Here is a 15,819-nt window from a genome sequence, read left to right on the forward strand (position 1 = left end):
CTGACGCGAGCGGATGCGGCCGGCTTCCTCCTCGATCTGCGTCTTGGCGATCGACAGGCGCTGGAAGGCGGCGGCAGCGGCGGCCTCGGCGTCGCGCAGGTCAGGCAGCCGGTGCGCGGCAATGCCCTGTTCCCTGGCGGCCGCCATCTGGGCTGCGGCTCGGTCGCCGACCAGCGTGGTAGCTACGGCAAGCGCGGAACGCGCCTCGCCTTCCTGGGTCTTGGCCAGCGTCCAGCGCAGATGCAAGAGCGTCGCCTCGGCCTTGCGGATGTCGGCCGACAGGTTCTTGAACCGCGAGGCCTGGCGCGCCTGGCGCTTCAGGCTGTCGATCTGGCTTTCCAATTCGCCGACGACATCATCCAGTCGTTCGAGGTTCTGCTCGGCCCCCTTCAGCCTAAGCTCGGCCTCGTGCCGGCGCGTGTGCAGGCCGGAAATGCCGGCCGCCTCTTCGAGAAGGGCGCGGCGGGCCTGGGGTTTCGCCTGGATCAGCTCGCCGATGCGGCCCTGGCCGACCATCGACGGCGAGCGTGCACCGGTCGACTGGTCGGCGAAGAGCAACTGCACGTCCTTGGCGCGGGCTTCCTTGCCGTTGATGCGGTAGAGCGAGCCCGCCTCGCGCTCGATGCGGCGCGACACCTGCAGCTCATCGGCATCGTTGAAGGCGGCGGGCGCCGTGCGGTCGCTGTTGTCTAGGAAAAGCGTGACTTCGGCGGTGTTGCGCGCCGGCCGCGCGCCGGAGCCTGAAAAGATCACGTCGTCCATGCCGGACGCGCGCATGTTCTTGTAGGAGCTTTCGCCCATCACCCAGCGCAGCGCCTCGACAAGGTTCGACTTGCCGCAGCCGTTCGGCCCGACGATGCCGGTCAGCCCGCGTTCGATGACGAACTCACCGGGCTCGACGAAGGACTTGAAACCGAGCAGGCGAAGGCGCGAAAACTTCATTCGCGCCGCCCCGCAAAGGCCAACATGCCGAAGCCAAACAGCTTCGGCGCGGCCCGGACGTCAGAGCAGAGGGTCGATGATGGCCGACATTTCCTCAATCGACATCGCCCCTTTGTAGGTCTTTCCGTTGATGAAGAAGGTCGGCGTCGAGTCGACCTTGAACTCGTCCGCTCCGCGTTTCTGGACTGCTCTCACATCGTCCAGAAGTTTCTGGTCCGTCAAGCAGGCCTCGAAGGACTCCTGTGTAAAACCGGCGAGCTTGGAGATCTGCAGCAGCGCCTCCTTGGTATTGCTGACGCCGACCCAGCTCGGCTGCTGCTTGAACAGCACGTCGACCATGGCGAAGTAGTTGTCCTTAGCGCAGCGCGCCAGCATGAAGCCGGCTTCGGCGCTCGGGTCGAAGGGGAATTCGCGCAGGATGTAGCGCACCTTGCCGGTGTCGATATATTTCGATTTCAACTCAGGGAAGGTAGCCTCGTTGAAATGCGCGCAATGCGGGCAGGTCATCGAGGCGTATTCGACGATGGTGACCTTGGCGTCGTCCTTGCCGAGCTGCCTGTCGGGCAAGGCGCCAGGCTTCAGCAGTTCCGCCATGTCGACCGTGCCCTGCGCTTCCGGCACTTGAACGGCCGCCGGCGTGGCCGGCTTGGCTGGCGTCGACGGGTTGGCGGGCTTCGCGTCGGCCGCCTTCGCCTCCTCGCCCGAGTCGCTGCATGCGGCAAGCAGCGCCACAGCCGGAACGGCGGCCAGCGTGGTCAGAAGGTTCCTGCGGGACAAGCTTTTGCCAAAAGGGGCACGGTTCATGCGAATCACCTGATATCGGTTGGATTGTGCAATGCAAGAGCTAGAAAAGGCGAGAGTTGGCGCGAATTAAGGCATCGCCGTCCCCAATCCAATCGCCAATTTTTCGTGCGCGATCACGAATATGCGATATTGACGACAATTTTGCAGCACGCCGCATGTCCTTTTCGGGAGACATGCTCATGGCCTTTTTTGTCCGAGGATAGTCGCCCCAAGCCGCTCGAGCGACGCGCGCAGGCCGTCGTCCTCGATCTTGCCGACGGTGCGCGCCAGCTTCGATTTCTCTGCCTCGCTGAGCGGCCTCGGTTGGGGTTTCGGCCGCGCTTTGGCCGAAAGGACCGGCTTCTGCAGGATCTTGATGCGGCCGATCGCATTGAAGCCCAGAAAGGCGTTGACGCGGTTGATGACCTCGCCGGCCTCGTGCTGCAGATGCAGCGCCGCCATGCCTTCGCAGGCGATGACCAGCACCGCCGGCTCGAACGGATCGTCCTCATGCAGGCGGCGCGGCCACTGGATCTTTTCCGGGCGCGAGTGGCCGGCCAGGCGCGGACCGGCGATCTCTTCCCAGGATTGCACCAGCCCGATCGAGATGCCGGCGCGCTTCTTCAGCACCGGATCGAGGATCTCGGTCGCGAGATCGCTGACCGGAACGGGATTGCCGAAGCGCCTTTTCCCTGCCATGTGCGTTCTCCGATCCCAAACTCACCCGATCAATGGCACCGCAAGACCAGACCCGCAAGGCCGCAACCGAGAAGGCCACATCCGGAGATGCAAGCGAAAGCGTATCCCTGGACATCGCCGCCCGCCTGCTTGCCTGGTACGACGCGCATCACCGCGACCTGCCCTGGCGCGTGACGCCCGGGGCGTTCGCGCGCGGGACAAGGCCCGATCCCTACCGCATCTGGCTCTCCGAGGTGATGCTGCAGCAGACCACGGTCGAAGCGGTGAAGGTCTATTTCCGCACCTTCGTGGAGAAATGGCCGACCGTCGAGGCGCTAGCCGCCGCGCCCGCCGAGGACGTCATGAAGGCCTGGGCCGGGCTCGGCTACTATTCCCGGGCGCGCAATCTGAAGGCCTGCGCCGATCTCGTGGCGCGGCAGGGCGGCCGTTTTCCCGACACCGAGACCGGACTGAAGGAACTGCCGGGCATCGGTGCCTATACCGCGGCGGCAATCGCGGCGATCGCCTTCGATCGTCCGGCCGCCGTCGTCGACGGCAATGTCGAGCGCGTCATCTCGCGGCTCCACTCGATCGAAACCCCGCTCAGCGAGGCCAAGCCCGAAATCCGCGCGCTGGTCGAAAAGCTGGTGCCGCCGGCAAGGCCCGGCGACTTCGCCCAGGCGATGATGGACCTCGGCGCGACGATCTGCACGCCGCGGCGGCCGCGCTGCATGCTGTGCCCGGTGCGCGAGGATTGCAGCGCCATCCTTTCGGGCGATCCTGAACGCTTCCCGGTCCGGCTGCCGAAGGATGACAAGCCGCTGAGGCGCGGCGCCGCCTTCGTCGCCGAGCGCGACGACGGCGCCATCCTGTTGCGCAAGCGGCCGGACAAGGGACTGCTCGGCGGCATGACGGAGGTGCCGACCACGGGCTGGACGGCACGGATAGACGGGGCAACTACCGAAGACGCCGCGCCCTTTGCTGCCGACTGGCGGCGCGCCGGACGCATCGGCCATGTCTTCACGCATTTCGCGCTCGAACTCGAAGTCTTTCATGCCCACATCGAAGGTGGCGCGCCGGGCGGGCATTTCTGGTCGCTGGCCCATGAAATTTCCGGGGAAGCGCTGCCCACCGTCATGAAAAAGGTAATCGAGGCGGCGATACCGGGCGCGACCAGGAAACAACGCCCTCGCTGAAAGGACAGACATGACCGAAATCCGCCACATCGTGTTCGACATCGGCAAGGTGCTGATCCACTACGATCCGGACCTTCCGTTCAGCCGGCTGATCCCCGATGCGGCGGAGCGGAAGTGGTTTTTCGACAATGTCTGCACCAGCGCCTGGAACATCGAGCAGGATCGCGGGCGGACATGGGAAGAGGCAGAGGCGCAGCTGATCGCCGAGCATCCCGATCACGCCGAAAACATCCGCAATTTCCGCCGCTATTGGCATGAGATGGTGCCGCATGCCTATGACGACAGCGTCGCCATCATGGTCGGTTTGATCGAGAGCGGCCACGACGTGACAATGCTGACCAATTTCGCCGCCGACACTTTCGCCGAGGCCCGCCAGCGCTTCGAATTTCTCGACCGCCCGCGCGGCGTCACCGTCTCGGGCGAAATCGGCCTGATCAAGCCGGATCAGGCCATCTACGACCATCACATCGCATCATTCGGCCTGGAGCCCGCCGCCACGCTGTTCATCGACGACAGCCAGAAGAATGTCGACGGCGCCAAGGCGGCCGGCTGGCAGGCGGTGCTGTTCACCGAGGCCAAGGCGCTTAAAGCAGACCTTGAGCGGCTGAGGATTGCGGCCTGATATGAATCGCTTGCGGCGATCCGTTGAAGCTTTGAGTCAACGGATCAACCCCCTGCCCGCTCCATGCCGAGGCGCGCGATGCGGCGCAGCTCATCGATCGGGGTGAGGCCGCCGCTGCGCTCATAGTGCCAGAAGGTCCAGCCGTTGCAGGCATCGAGCCCCTGCACCTCGGCGCCGATCTTGTGGATCGAGCCGGCGCTGTCGCCGATGGCCAGCGTGCCGTCGGCGCGCACCTTGGCGGCCCAGCGCTTCTTGGCGTCGTAGAGCGTGGCGCCCGGCGCCATCAGGCCGGTGTCGATCAGGCTGATGAAGGCGACGCGCGGCTCGGCGCGCTTGCCGGAAAGCACGGTGAGGTCGGCGCTCTCCAGCGGACGAACGGCCGCGATGCGCTCGTTGGCGGCGTCGATATAGGCCTGCTCGCGCTCGATACCGACGAAGTGGCGGCCGAGGCGCCTGGCGACAGCCCCCGTTGTGCCGGAGCCGAAGAAGGGATCAAGCACCACATCGCCCGGCTTGGTCGAGGCCATCATGATGCGGGCAAGCAGCGCCTCCGGCTTCTGCGTCGGGTGCAGCTTGTTGCCGTTTTCGTCCTTCAGCCGCTCACCACCCGTGCAGATCGGGAACAACCAGTCGGAGCGCATCTGCAAATCGTCGTTCGATGCCTTCAGCGCCTCGTAGTTGAAGGTATAGCCCTTGGTCTTCTGGTCGCGCGAGGCCCAGATCATCGTCTCATGCGCATTCTGGAAGCGGCGGCCGCGGAAGTTCGGCATCGGATTGGTCTTGCGCCAGACGATATCATTCAGGATCCAGAAGCCGAGGTCCTGCATCCTGGCGCCGACGCGGAAAATGTTGTGGTAGGAGCCGATGACCCAGATGGTGCCGTTGGGCTTCAGCACCCGGCGCGCCGCGAGCAGCCAGGCGCGGGTGAAGGCGTCATAGGCCTCGAAGCTCTCGAACTGGTCCCAGTCGTCGTCGACGGCGTCGACCTTGGACTGGTCGGGACGGTGCAGGTCGCCGTCGAGCTGCAGATTGTAAGGCGGATCGGCGAAGATGACGTCGATCGACTTTTCCGGCAGCCTGTCGAGCGCGGCGACGCAGTCGCCTTTCAGGATCGTGTCCAGCCATTCGGACTGCTGGGGAGCGTGGGAAAGCTCGTCGATAAGACGCATGGCAGACATCAAAACACCCAAAGCACGCGTTACGGTTTACTGGCTGTTATGGTTACCGATCAGCGTAAACATTCGGTGAAGGCTGGACAGCCTTGCGCGGTTTGCGAAGACCGGCCCATTGGTGTATGCCGCGCCGCTTGGGCCAGTCAGGCCATGTTTTCCTCCCTGCGTTCCGGATTGCCATGCCCCAGCCAGACCTTGTCATCTTCGATTGCGACGGCGTGCTCGTCGATTCCGAAATCATCGCCGCGCGCGTCGAGGCCGAACTTCTGACCTCGGCCGGGTTTGAGATCTCGGCGGAAGAGCTTGCCGAGACCTATGCGGGGCTGACCTTCAAGGACATCCTGATGCGGGTCGAGGAGAAGTCGAATATCCCGTTCCAGGCCGCGCTGATCGACCGCGCAGAGGAACTCGTCGACCGCAAGCTGCGCAGCGACGTGCGCATCATCGACGGCGCACGCGAGGCGGTGGCGACCGTTACCGTGCCGCGCGCCGTCTGCTCCAACTCGCGCAAGGAACGGATCGAGTTCATGCTGGAAAAGGTGCGCCTGCTGCCGTTCTTCGCCGGCCGCATCTTTTCAGGCCTGGACATACCCAGTAAGAAGACCAAGCCGGCGCCCGACGTGTTCCTCTACGCCGCTGAACAGCTCGGCGCGAACCCGAAGAATACTTTCGTCATCGAGGATTCCGTACATGGCATCACCGGCGCCAGGGCGGCGGGGATGCGCGTGATCGGCTTCACCGGCGCGGGGCACAGCTATCCTGGCCATGCCGACGCGCTGACCGAGGCCGGCGCCGAGACGGTCATCCGCCGCTTCGCGGAACTGGGCAGCACGATTGCGGCGCTGTCGGAGTGGTCGGAAGACGCCTAGGGTTCGCTGTCCAGTCTGACGTCCGCTTTCTGACGTCCGCTTGTCCGCCAATAGCGGCGAAACAGCGGACGTCGCCGCAGGTCTCAGAAAGGCCGGAAGCCATCGAACGTTGGGACGGAGACTACACGCGTGTTGTCAACGTCGAGAGCTGATCGGTGTCGTAGCGGTTTCGCAGATCGGCGAGTGCTTTTGGATCCGGCGCACCCTGCGCCGCGAGTTTGGCGAGCTCTTCGAAATAATGCTCGTGGCCAGGTGGAGAAACGGTCATCAGCACGCGTGCCGGTTTCTCGCTGACATTCGTGATGTTGTGCGGCACTCCCGGTGGGATGAACAGATAGGTTCCGGGCGTTGCGCGGATTGTCTTGTCGCCGACATGCCACTCGCACTCGCCCTCGATCAGGTAGAAGGTTTCCTCCTGCACCCGATGAACATGCCGCCCGGTGGCAAACCCTGGAGGAATCGTCCAGTCGAACATGCTCGTGTGCTTGGTATTTTCGCCGGTGACAAGGAAGACCATAGGATGACCACGTAGCATGACGCCCTTCTTCTCATCGGGCATACGGATGACGGCATTGGCGCTCATATGATCCTCCTCTGACTGGGCGCTCATTTCTGGCCAGCATTCGTGCAACATCGGCCGTCCACGCCGGAAAGTCGTGAATCCGTTCCCAAAAATTTGCTAAAAGACTCGAATGATAGTCAGGGGCGACCTCTACCAGTTCGGCCCGTTCCGCCTCGATCCGGAGGTGGGCATTCTCTTTTACGGGGCCGAGCCGACCATGCTTGGGCAACGCGCAATTGCGTTGCTGCGCCTGCTGATCCAAAACGCCGGCGTACCCGTGTCCAAGGGCGCGTTGATCGAGGCCGGCTGGGGCGGATTGGCGGTTGCCGATAACAATCTGACGGTGCAGATCGCAGCCCTGCGCCGGGTGCTGGCCGACGCGGCGAATGCCGAGAGCTGGATCGAAACGCTGCCGCGCCGAGGCTATCGATATGTCGGACCGGCTGTCGCGACGAATGCCCCCGATGCTTCGACCGCCACACGCGCCGCATCAGCGCCGACCTTGCCCGAGAAGCCCTCCGTCGCGGTCCTGCCGTTCTCGAACTTGAGCGGCGATCCGCGGCAGGAGTACTTTGCCGATGGGATGGTCGACGACATCATCACAGGCCTCGCACGCATCAAGTGGTTGTTCGTCACCGCACGAAACTCGACCTTCGCCTACAAGGGTCGCGCCGTGGACGTGAAGCAGGTCGGTCGCGAGCTTGGCGTTCGCTATGTCCTCGAAGGCAGTGTGCGCAAGGCCGGCGGCAGGGTGCGCGTGACCGGGCAGATGGTCGATGCATCGACCGGTGCACATGTATGGGCCGAGCGCTACGACCGCGGCTCCAAAGACATCTTTGCGCTTCAAGATGAGATCGCGTTGTCAGTGGTGGGCGCGATTGCGCCGAGCGTGCGGAAAGCGGAAATCGAACGTGTCAGGCGCAAGCGCCCCGACAGTCTCGACGCGTACGATCTGGTGCTGCAAGCCCAGCCTGACGTCGATTCAGGCATGCCGGAGCAAGTGACGAGAGCGCTGGTGCTTCTTGACCGCGCCATCGCGCTCGAGCCAGCTTATGCGCTGGCGCATGGCAATGCCGCGATGTGCCACCATTGCTTGTTCCTTCGCGCCGGTCTGCAGGAAATCAACCGAGCCTCTTCGATCCGCCACGCCCGGTCGGCCATTGTCCATGGACAAGATGATGCGCTCGCTCTGACGTGGGCCGGATTTTCCATCGGAATGGATGCGCACGATCGCGCCGCTGCATTCACCGCATTGGAAGCTGCCCTCGCCATCAGCCCGTCATCGGCACTGACCTACATTCTTGGCAGCGTCGTTCTCGGATGGAGCGGCGAAGCGGAGCGCGCGATAGAATGGAGCGTGCAGGGTATGCGGCTGAGCCCGTTCGATACGTGGGCCTGGGCCGCATTTGATGCGCAAGCAATGAGCCATTTGCTGCGCGGGCGTTACGAAGAAGCTTGCCGCGCGGCCTACAAGTCGGTTCAAGCCAACCCAGCGCATAGTATCACTTATGTGCAGTTGGCCGCCGCGTTGGCCAAGCTTGGCCGATTGGACGAAGCGAGGGCGGCCGCCGCGCGCGTGCTCGAGCTTCAGCCTGCCTTTCGCTACAGCCGCCAGTTTGCCGGCGTGAATTGTGCGCCTGCGCTCGCAGAGGCTCTTGGCAGCGCGCTGCGGGACGCCGGACTGCCGGAGTAGCCCGACCGGCCACGCGCCGTCGTCCTTCGAATTTGTTGTATCGACCCGCTACGACAAACTTGCCGCCAACCATCCGGCCTTTGTCCAGCTTGCATCAATCAGGCTGCTGCCGGGCGTCAATGCATCCACGCATCAGTTCGTCACTGCTGCGGCGACGCGCTTCTTCCTTTTGCCCTTCGACTTGTCCGTCGCAGCTTTCGGCGCGTTCTCGTCATAGCCGGCATAGGCCTGGTAGTCGCGAGCGGTCGGCTCCGGCACCACGACATTGGCGTCGGTGAAGACGAATTGCGTGGCGGCCGACGGATCGGTGACCTGCACCTGATATTGATGAAGCTGCGAATAGAGCACGTCAGGCCCGTGCTGGACCGCGACGCGGATCGGCATGGTGACGGTGCCGGGCGTGAACAGCGGGCCCGGCACGACCTTGCCGGCGACCGCGATCTTCATCGTCAGCTGGCCGTTTTCGTGCGTGCAGTCGCGGGTCACGTCGGTAATCGAAGCCTGGTAGATGATCTTGGTCGGATCGCGATTGGGGTCGACCGGCTGACCGTCGGGGCCGGTCTGCGCGGCGGCCGCTGCTGCCTCGGCTTCAGCGTCCGCCGCAGCATCGGCCTTCTTTTTCTTCGGCTTGGCGGCGGTGCCCTTGGCATAGGTGTTGAAGAAAGCAGTGCCGTCGCGCAGCGTCACCTTCGGGCAGTAGGCGCGCAACTGGCTGGCCAGCACTTTCGGATCCTGCGGCGGCGGCGGCGCGGTCGGATCCTTCTTGCTGAAGCCGAAGTTCAGAATGCCGTTGTCGCTCGATTGGCATCCGGCGGCGGCAAGCATAAAGCCGGTGAGCGCCAGACCCGCGACAACACGACGGTTGACCGAATAAAACCTCATGAACTGCACTTCCCTCTCACAAAGCCGGTGACGTATATCAACGCCGCGGCGAAAATGCGACTGAGCCGGTTCTGAAAATTAACCAATTTGCCGTGGATGATGCGGCCGGCAACGATGGGCCTTTTATGATGCAATATGTGAGTACCCGCGGGGATGCGCCCGTGCTTGGATTTTCCGACGCGGTGCTGGCCGGGCTGGCGCGCGACGGCGGGCTTTACGTGCCGCGCGAATGGCCGCAGTTCTCGGCCGCCGAAATCCGCTCCATGCGCGGCCTTGCCTATCCGGACCTTGCCATTCGCGTCCTGACGCCCTTCCTCGGCGGCGAGATCGCCGCACCCGTCTTCGAGCTGCTGGTGCGCGAGGCCTATGCGACTTTTCGGCACGACGCCGTCTGCCCGTTGGTGCAGACAGGGAAAAACACCTTCGTCCTAGAGCTTTTCCACGGTCCGACGCTCGCTTTCAAGGACGTGGCGATGCAGCTGCTCGCGCGGCTGATGGACCATGTGCTTGCCGAACGGGGCAAACGCGCCACCATCGTCGGCGCCACCTCCGGCGACACCGGCGGCGCTGCGATAGACGCTTTCGCCGGCCGCGACCGCACCGACATCTTCATCCTTTTCCCCAACGGCAAGGTCTCGCCGGTGCAGCAGCGGCAGATGACGACGTCGAGCGCGGCGAATGTCCACGCGCTGTCGATCGAGGGGAATTTCGACGACTGCCAGGGCCTGGTGAAGGACATGTTCAACGATCACGGCTTCCGCGACCGTGTGTCGCTGTCGGGCGTCAATTCGATCAACTGGGCCCGCATCATGGCCCAGATCGTCTATTATTTCTCGTCGGCCCTTTCGCTCGGCGCGCCCGACCGGCCGGTGTCCTTTACCGTGCCGACCGGCAATTTCGGCGACATTTTCGCAGGTTACGCCGCCAAGCGCATGGGGCTGCCGGTCGAACGGCTGATCATCGCCACCAACGACAACGACATATTGGCGCGCACATTGTCGAGCGGCGAATACCGCACCAAGGGCGTGTTCGCCACCACCTCGCCGTCGATGGACATCCAGGTGTCGTCGAACTTCGAGCGCCTGCTGTTCGAGGCGGCGGGCCGCGATGCCGCGACGGTCCGGCGCTACATGAACGGGCTGAAGCAATCCGGCGCCTTCACCATCGAAGCGGGCGAAATGGCTAGGATCCGCGCCGAGTTCGACGCCGGCCGCGCCAGCGTCGACGAGGTTGCCGCAACCATCCGCCAGACGCTCGAAGCGAGCAGCTACCTGCTCGATCCGCACACGGGCGCCGCCGTGCACGTAGCGGCCGGCCACGCGTCAGGCGCCGTGCCCATGGTGGTGCTGGGCACCGCGCATCCGGCCAAGTTCCCGGCAGCGGTCGAGGCCGCCAGCGGCGTTACTCCAGCGCTCCCCTCATGGCTTGCCGGCTTGATGACAGCCGACGAAAAGTACACCATACTTCCATCCGAGCTGAAAATGGTGGAAGATTACGTGAGCCGCCACACGCGGGCGGCCCGTTAGGGAGTAGTTGCCATATGGGTGTTGAGGTAAGCCGTCTGTCGAACGGCCTGACAGTCGCCACCGAAACCCTTCCAAGCCTCGAATCCGTTGCCCTTGGTGCCTGGGTCAAGTCGGGCGCCCGCAATGAACGCGACGAAGAGCATGGCATGGCCCATCTGCTCGAGCATATGGCGTTCAAGGGAACCAAGCGGCGCAGCGCCTTCGAGATCGCCTCGGAAATCGAGAATGTCGGCGGCGAGATCAATGCCGCCACCAGCGTCGAGACGACGTCCTACTACGCCAGGGTGCTCTCCGACGACGTGCCGCTGGCGGTCGATATCCTGGCCGACATCCTGCAGGAGTCGGAATTCGACCCCGAAGAGCTGGAGCGCGAGCAGCATGTGATCCTGCAGGAGATCGGCGCCGCGCACGACACGCCAGACGACATCGTCTTCGACAGGTTCACCGAAACCGCGTTCCGCCACCAGACCATCGGCCGCTCGATCCTCGGCACGCCGGAGACGGTCAAATCCTTCACCTCGAAACAGTTGCACGACTTCATCGAACGGCAATACGGCGCCGAGCGCATGGTGATCGTGGCCGCAGGGGACATCAAGCACGACAATTTCGTGCGCGAGGTCGAAAAGCAGCTCGGCGGCTTTCGCGCCAAGGCCTCGAGCAACATCCCGCAATACGCCCAATATGTCGGCGGCGACTTCCGCGAGGACCGCGACCTGATGGACGCGCAGATCGTGCTCGGCTTCGAGGGCCGCGCCTACCATGTGCGCGACTTCTACGCCTCGCAGGTGCTGTCGATGATCCTCGGCGGCGGCATGTCGTCGAGGCTGTTCCAGGAGGTGCGCGAGAAGCGCGGCCTGTGCTACTCGGTCTATGCCTTCCACTGGGGCTTTTCCGACACCGGCATTTTCGGCGTGCATGCCGCGACCGGGCAGAGCGATATCGCCAAGCTGGTGCCGGTCATCATCGGCGAACTGCAGAAGGCCGGCGAAAGCATCCAGCAGGAAGAGCTCGACCGGGCACGCGCGCAATATCGCGCCGGCCTCATCATGTCGGCCGAAAGCCCGGCAAGCCGCGCCTCGCAGATCGCCAGGCAGTTGCTCCTGTTCGGGCGGCCGATCGCCAAGGAGGAATTGATGGAGCGGCTGGCAGCGCTGACCATCGAGCGGCTGACTGACCTCTCGTCGCGGCTGTTCTCGACCAAGCCGACGCTGACGGCGGTCGGCCCCGTGGGCACGCTGGCACCCTACGAGGCGATCCTCGATTCGCTTGCGGGTCCGCAGACGACGGCCCGCAGGCTCGCCGTCTAACCCCGAACAAGCGCCGTGTTCGCGCTCCCTTTCTTTCGCCGCGACCTGCCGGCACTGAAGGGCGAAAAGGTCACGCTTCGCGTGCCGCTGACCAACGACTATCGCGAATGGTCGAAACTGCGCGGCGAAAGCCGCGCCTTCCTGGAGCCGTGGGAGCCGCGCTGGCAGCCGGACGAGCTCGACCGCACCGCCTGGCGGCTGCGCATCGGCCGCTACCGCGAGGACTATGCGCAAGGCACGGCCATCGCCTTCTTCATCTTCGAGAAGGAGAGCGGCAAGCTCGCCGGCGGCATCACGCTCGGCAACATCCGCCACGGCGTCGCGCAAAGCGGCCATATCGGCTACTGGATCGGCGAACGCTACGGCGGCCGCGGGCTGATGACCGACGCGGTCAAGGTGGTGTCGCGTTTTGCCTTCGATACGCTGAGGTTGCACCGGATCGAGGCTGCCTGTATTCCCGACAACGCCCGGTCGATCCGCGTGCTTGAAAAAGCCGGATTCCGGCGCGAAGGACTTCTGCGATCCTATCTCAGGATCAACGGCATCTGGCAGGATCACTACCTCTACGCCCGGATCGCGGACGATCCGCCGGATGATGGAACGAAGGGCTGATATGTGACGAATTTTCCGCGAATCGCGTCGCTGTTCGCCCTCATCCTGGCGGTCGTCGTCACGCTCTCGGCAGCCGCGCCGGCCCTTGCCGTCGAGCCGATCAAAATCGCCCGCGACGATAAAGCGCTCGACCTTTCGGGCGCCGTCGCGATCTACCGGAACCAGGGCGAGAATTTCCAGGTCTCGACCGCGCCCGGCCCCGACGGCATCGTGCGGCGCATCGAAGTGGAGGCCAATGATGCGCGCTCGACCGGCGACTGGGCGGTGTTCGCGCTCGCCAACACTACCGACCAGCAGCTCGACCGGCTGATCGTCGCGCCGCATTTCCGCCTGGTGAATTCCGGCATCTTCTGGCCGGATCTCGGTTCGACCCGCATTGCGGCGATCACGCCCAGCGAAGGTTTCGCGCTCGACCGCCAGACCAGCCCCGACGCCGACGTGTTCCGGGTGACGCTGAACCCTGGAACGGTGGTCACCTTCATCGCCGAGCTCGCCTCGCCGAAGCTGCCGCAGGTCTATCTGTGGGATCCGGAATCCTACAAGGACTCGGTCAATTCCTACACGCTGTTCCGCGGCATCGTCATCGGCATTGCCGGCCTGCTGGCGCTGTTCCTGACCATCCTGTTCGTGGTCAAGGGAACCTCGATGTTCCCCGCCACGGCAGCACTCGCCTGGGCGGTGCTCGCCTATATCTGCGTCGATTTCGGCTTCCTCAACAAGGGCATCGAGATATCGCCCGGCAACGAGCAGATGTGGCGGGCCGGCACCGAGGGGGCCTTGGCGGCGACCTTCGTGGTGTTCCTCTCATCGAGATATCGCCCGGCAACGAGCAGATGTGGCGGGCCGGCACCGAGGTGGCCTTGGCGGCGACCTTCGTGGTGTTCCTGTTCGCCTATCTCAACCTCAACCGATGGCACGGCCATTTCAGCTACGGCGCGCTAGTGTGGATCCTCGGTCTGCTTCTGATCGCCGGGGTGGCGATCGTCGATCCGGCGGTCGCCGCCGGTATCGCCCGCATCTCCTTTGCCGCCACCGCGCTCACCGGGCTCGGCCTCATCATCTTCCTTGGCATTCGCGGTTATGACCGCGCCATCATGCTGGTGCCCAGCTGGGTCATGGTGCTCTTGTGGCTGTGCGGCTCGTGGATGGCAATCACCGGCATGCTGGACAACGACATCGCCCAGCCGGCGCTGGGCGGCGGCCTGATCCTGATCATCCTTCTGATCGGCTTCACCGTCATGCAGCACGCCTTTGCCGGCGGCGCGCTGCACCAGGGCCTCTTCTCCGACCTCGAGCGCCAGGCGCTCGCGGTCGCCGGATCGGGCGATATCGTATGGGACTGGGACGTGCTGCGCGACCGCGTGGTGACCAAGCCCGACATTAGCATTCAGCTCGGCCTCGCCCCCAACAGCCTGTCGGGCGCGGCCCGCAACTGGCTGCCGGTGCTGCATGCCGACGACCGCGACACGTTCCGCACAACGCTCGACGTGGTGCTGGAGCACCGCCGCGGCCGGGTGGCGCAGAATTTCCGCCTGCGCGGCGCCGACGGCCATTATCACTGGTTTTCGCTCAGGGCGCGGCCGGTGATCGGGTCGGACGGTGAAGTGATCCGCTGCGTCGGCACGATGGTCGATGTCACCGAGCAGAAGAAGTCCGAGGAAAGGCTGCTGCACGACGCCGTGCACGACAACCTCACCGGCCTGCCGAACCGCGAGCTGTTCATGAACCGGCTGGAGGCGATCATCTCGATCGCCCGCACCGAGGACAAGGTGCGCCCGACGGTGTTCGTCATCGACATCGACCGCTTCAAGCAGGTCAATGACGGGCTTGGCATTTCCGCCGGCGACACCATCCTGCTCACCATCGCGCGCCGGCTGCACCGGCTCTTGAAGCCCAAGGATTCGCTGTCGCGCTTTGCCGGCGACCAGTTCGCGCTGATGCTGTTGTCGGAGCAGGATCCGGCCCGCATCGCCGCCATGGCCGACGCGATCAAGCATGCGATCAACAACCCGATCACCTTCGCCAAGCGCGAGATCGTGCTCACCGCCTCGATCGGCCTGATCACCTGGACGACGGCGCAAACCTCGTCCGAGGACATGGTCAAGGACGCCGAGCTTGCCATGCACCAGGCCAAGCGTTTCGGCGGCGACAGGATCGAGCCGTTCCGGCCGGCCTTCCGCACCGTCGGCACCGACCGGCTGCAGTTCGAATCCGACCTTCGCCGCGCCATCGAGCGGCGCGAGTTCACGCTCGCCTACCAGCCGATCGTGCGGCTGGAGGACGGCAGCGTCGCCGGCTTCGAGGCGCTATTGCGCTGGGACCATCCGCGGCGCGGCATGATACCGCCGGGAGATTTCATCCCGGTGGCCGAAAATTGCGGGTTGATCGTGCAGCTCGGGCTGTTCGCCATGCAGCAGGCGGCCGAGGATCTCGCCACCTGGCAAAAACAGATCGGCGACGCGCCGCTGTCGGTTTCAGTCAACCTGTCCAGCCGGCAGCTCATCCGCCGCGACCTGGTCAGCGACGTGCGTTCGGTCATCGCGCGCGCCAATCTGAAGCCGCGCTGCTTCCGGCTCGAGCTCACCGAATCTTTGGTGATGGACAATCCCGAGCAGACCGCGCATGTGCTGAGTAAACTGAAACAACTCGGCATCGGACTGTCGCTCGACGATTTCGGCACCGGCTATTCCTCGCTCTCTTATCTGACGCGCTTCCCCTTCGACACGATCAAGATCGACAGGAGCTTCGTCGACGACGCCACGCCGAAGAGGGCGGTGCTGCTGAAATCCATGGTCAACATGGCGCATGAACTCGGCCTGTCGGTCGTGGCTGAGGGCATCTCCGACGAGAGCGACGCGCTGGAGCTGCGCCAAATGGGCTGCGAATATGTCCAGAGCTTCATGTTCGGCGCGCCGATGCCCGGCGACCAGGTGCTGAAGACGCTGAGGGAGCAATATCCGCTGACGCAGGCTTAG

General features: G+C 64.3%; 13 protein-coding genes and 1 pseudogene. 8 read left to right on the forward strand and 6 right to left on the reverse strand.

All coding sequences use genetic code 11. The features are described from left to right. The 3 genes from DH10_RS11575 to DH10_RS11585 form a co-directional block, all read right to left on the reverse strand. Positions 1–942: AAA family ATPase (locus DH10_RS11575; RefSeq protein WP_192384744.1), on the reverse strand; the 942-nt coding region annotated here is incomplete at its 3' end. A 60-nt stretch (positions 943–1,002) separates the two neighbouring features. Beyond that, complete coding sequence (locus DH10_RS11580) at positions 1,003–1,746, reverse strand: DsbA family protein (RefSeq protein WP_192256800.1); 744 nt, start codon at positions 1,744–1,746, stop codon at positions 1,003–1,005. 177 nt (positions 1,747–1,923) lie between these two features. Continuing rightward, on the reverse strand, positions 1,924–2,424 hold the full coding sequence (locus DH10_RS11585) for a DUF721 domain-containing protein (protein WP_192256797.1): 501 nt from the start codon (positions 2,422–2,424) through the stop codon (positions 1,924–1,926). A gap of 32 nt (positions 2,425–2,456) precedes the next feature. On the opposite strand from DH10_RS11585, the gene mutY reads away from it, so the two are divergent. Further along, complete coding sequence (mutY, locus tag DH10_RS11590) at positions 2,457–3,599, forward strand: A/G-specific adenine glycosylase (RefSeq protein ID WP_192256795.1); 1,143 nt, start codon at positions 2,457–2,459, stop codon at positions 3,597–3,599. A gap of 10 nt (positions 3,600–3,609) precedes the next feature. Beyond that, a complete protein-coding gene (locus DH10_RS11595; protein ID WP_192256793.1) occupies positions 3,610–4,221 on the forward strand; it encodes an HAD family hydrolase in 612 nt (203 codons plus the stop codon). A gap of 44 nt (positions 4,222–4,265) precedes the next feature. On the opposite strand, the gene DH10_RS11600 is transcribed toward DH10_RS11595, so the two are convergent. Continuing rightward, entirely contained in the window at positions 4,266–5,399 is a 1,134-nt protein-coding gene (locus DH10_RS11600) for a site-specific DNA-methyltransferase (RefSeq protein ID WP_192256790.1), read from the reverse strand. Between the two features lie 173 nt (positions 5,400–5,572). On the opposite strand from DH10_RS11600, the gene DH10_RS11605 reads away from it, so the two are divergent. Further along, complete coding sequence (locus DH10_RS11605) at positions 5,573–6,262, forward strand: HAD family hydrolase (RefSeq protein WP_192256788.1); 690 nt, start codon at positions 5,573–5,575, stop codon at positions 6,260–6,262. 121 nt (positions 6,263–6,383) lie between these two features. Here DH10_RS11605 and DH10_RS11610 read toward each other — a convergent pair whose 3' ends face one another. Next, positions 6,384–6,845: a cupin domain-containing protein gene (locus DH10_RS11610; protein ID WP_192256786.1), complete on the reverse strand. Its 462-nt coding sequence runs from the start codon at positions 6,843–6,845 to the stop codon at positions 6,384–6,386. Between the two features lie 109 nt (positions 6,846–6,954). Between DH10_RS11610 and DH10_RS11615 the strand changes: the two genes are divergently transcribed. Further along, entirely contained in the window at positions 6,955–8,517 is a 1,563-nt protein-coding gene (locus tag DH10_RS11615; protein ID WP_192256784.1) for a winged helix-turn-helix domain-containing protein, read from the forward strand. Between the two features lie 132 nt (positions 8,518–8,649). Here the strand turns inward: DH10_RS11615 and DH10_RS11620 are convergent, their stop codons facing one another. Then, positions 8,650–9,399 (reverse strand): hypothetical protein, encoded by a 750-nt coding sequence (locus DH10_RS11620; RefSeq protein ID WP_192256782.1) that lies wholly within the window; start codon positions 9,397–9,399, stop codon positions 8,650–8,652. 128 nt (positions 9,400–9,527) lie between these two features. Here DH10_RS11620 and thrC point away from each other — a divergent pair, with 128 nt between their 5' ends. The 4 genes and pseudogenes from thrC (at position 9,528) to DH10_RS11640 (ending at position 15,819) form a co-directional block, all read left to right on the forward strand. Then, on the forward strand, positions 9,528–10,925 hold the full coding sequence (gene thrC / locus DH10_RS11625) for a threonine synthase (RefSeq protein WP_192256813.1): 1,398 nt from the start codon (positions 9,528–9,530) through the stop codon (positions 10,923–10,925). 14 nt (positions 10,926–10,939) lie between these two features. Continuing rightward, complete coding sequence (locus DH10_RS11630; protein WP_192256780.1) at positions 10,940–12,232, forward strand: M16 family metallopeptidase; 1,293 nt, start codon at positions 10,940–10,942, stop codon at positions 12,230–12,232. 15 nt (positions 12,233–12,247) lie between these two features. Continuing rightward, complete coding sequence (locus tag DH10_RS11635; RefSeq protein ID WP_192256778.1) at positions 12,248–12,844, forward strand: GNAT family N-acetyltransferase; 597 nt, start codon at positions 12,248–12,250, stop codon at positions 12,842–12,844. A 3-nt stretch (positions 12,845–12,847) separates the two neighbouring features. Then, positions 12,848–15,819, forward strand: a pseudogene (locus DH10_RS11640) (EAL domain-containing protein).

It is taken from the genome of Mesorhizobium silamurunense (assembly GCF_014843825.1).
In the GTDB taxonomy this organism is placed as follows: Bacteria; Pseudomonadota; Alphaproteobacteria; order Rhizobiales; family Rhizobiaceae; genus Mesorhizobium; species Mesorhizobium silamurunense.

Coding starts and splice junctions, on each gene's coding strand:
- DH10_RS11580 (WP_192256800.1), bottom strand. CDS start 1,746: ATGAACCGTGCCCCTTTTGGCAAAAGCTTGTCCCGCAGGAACCTTCTG.
- DH10_RS11585 (WP_192256797.1), bottom strand. CDS start 2,424: ATGGCAGGGAAAAGGCGCTTCGGCAATCCCGTTCCGGTCAGCGATCTC.
- mutY (WP_192256795.1), top strand. CDS start 2,457: ATGGCACCGCAAGACCAGACCCGCAAGGCCGCAACCGAGAAGGCCACA.
- DH10_RS11595 (WP_192256793.1), top strand. CDS start 3,610: ATGACCGAAATCCGCCACATCGTGTTCGACATCGGCAAGGTGCTGATC.
- DH10_RS11600 (WP_192256790.1), bottom strand. CDS start 5,399: ATGTCTGCCATGCGTCTTATCGACGAGCTTTCCCACGCTCCCCAGCAG.
- DH10_RS11605 (WP_192256788.1), top strand. CDS start 5,573: ATGCCCCAGCCAGACCTTGTCATCTTCGATTGCGACGGCGTGCTCGTC.
- DH10_RS11610 (WP_192256786.1), bottom strand. CDS start 6,845: ATGAGCGCCAATGCCGTCATCCGTATGCCCGATGAGAAGAAGGGCGTC.
- DH10_RS11615 (WP_192256784.1), top strand. CDS start 6,955: ATGATAGTCAGGGGCGACCTCTACCAGTTCGGCCCGTTCCGCCTCGAT.
- DH10_RS11620 (WP_192256782.1), bottom strand. CDS start 9,399: ATGAGGTTTTATTCGGTCAACCGTCGTGTTGTCGCGGGTCTGGCGCTC.
- thrC (WP_192256813.1), top strand. CDS start 9,528: ATGCAATATGTGAGTACCCGCGGGGATGCGCCCGTGCTTGGATTTTCC.
- DH10_RS11630 (WP_192256780.1), top strand. CDS start 10,940: ATGGGTGTTGAGGTAAGCCGTCTGTCGAACGGCCTGACAGTCGCCACC.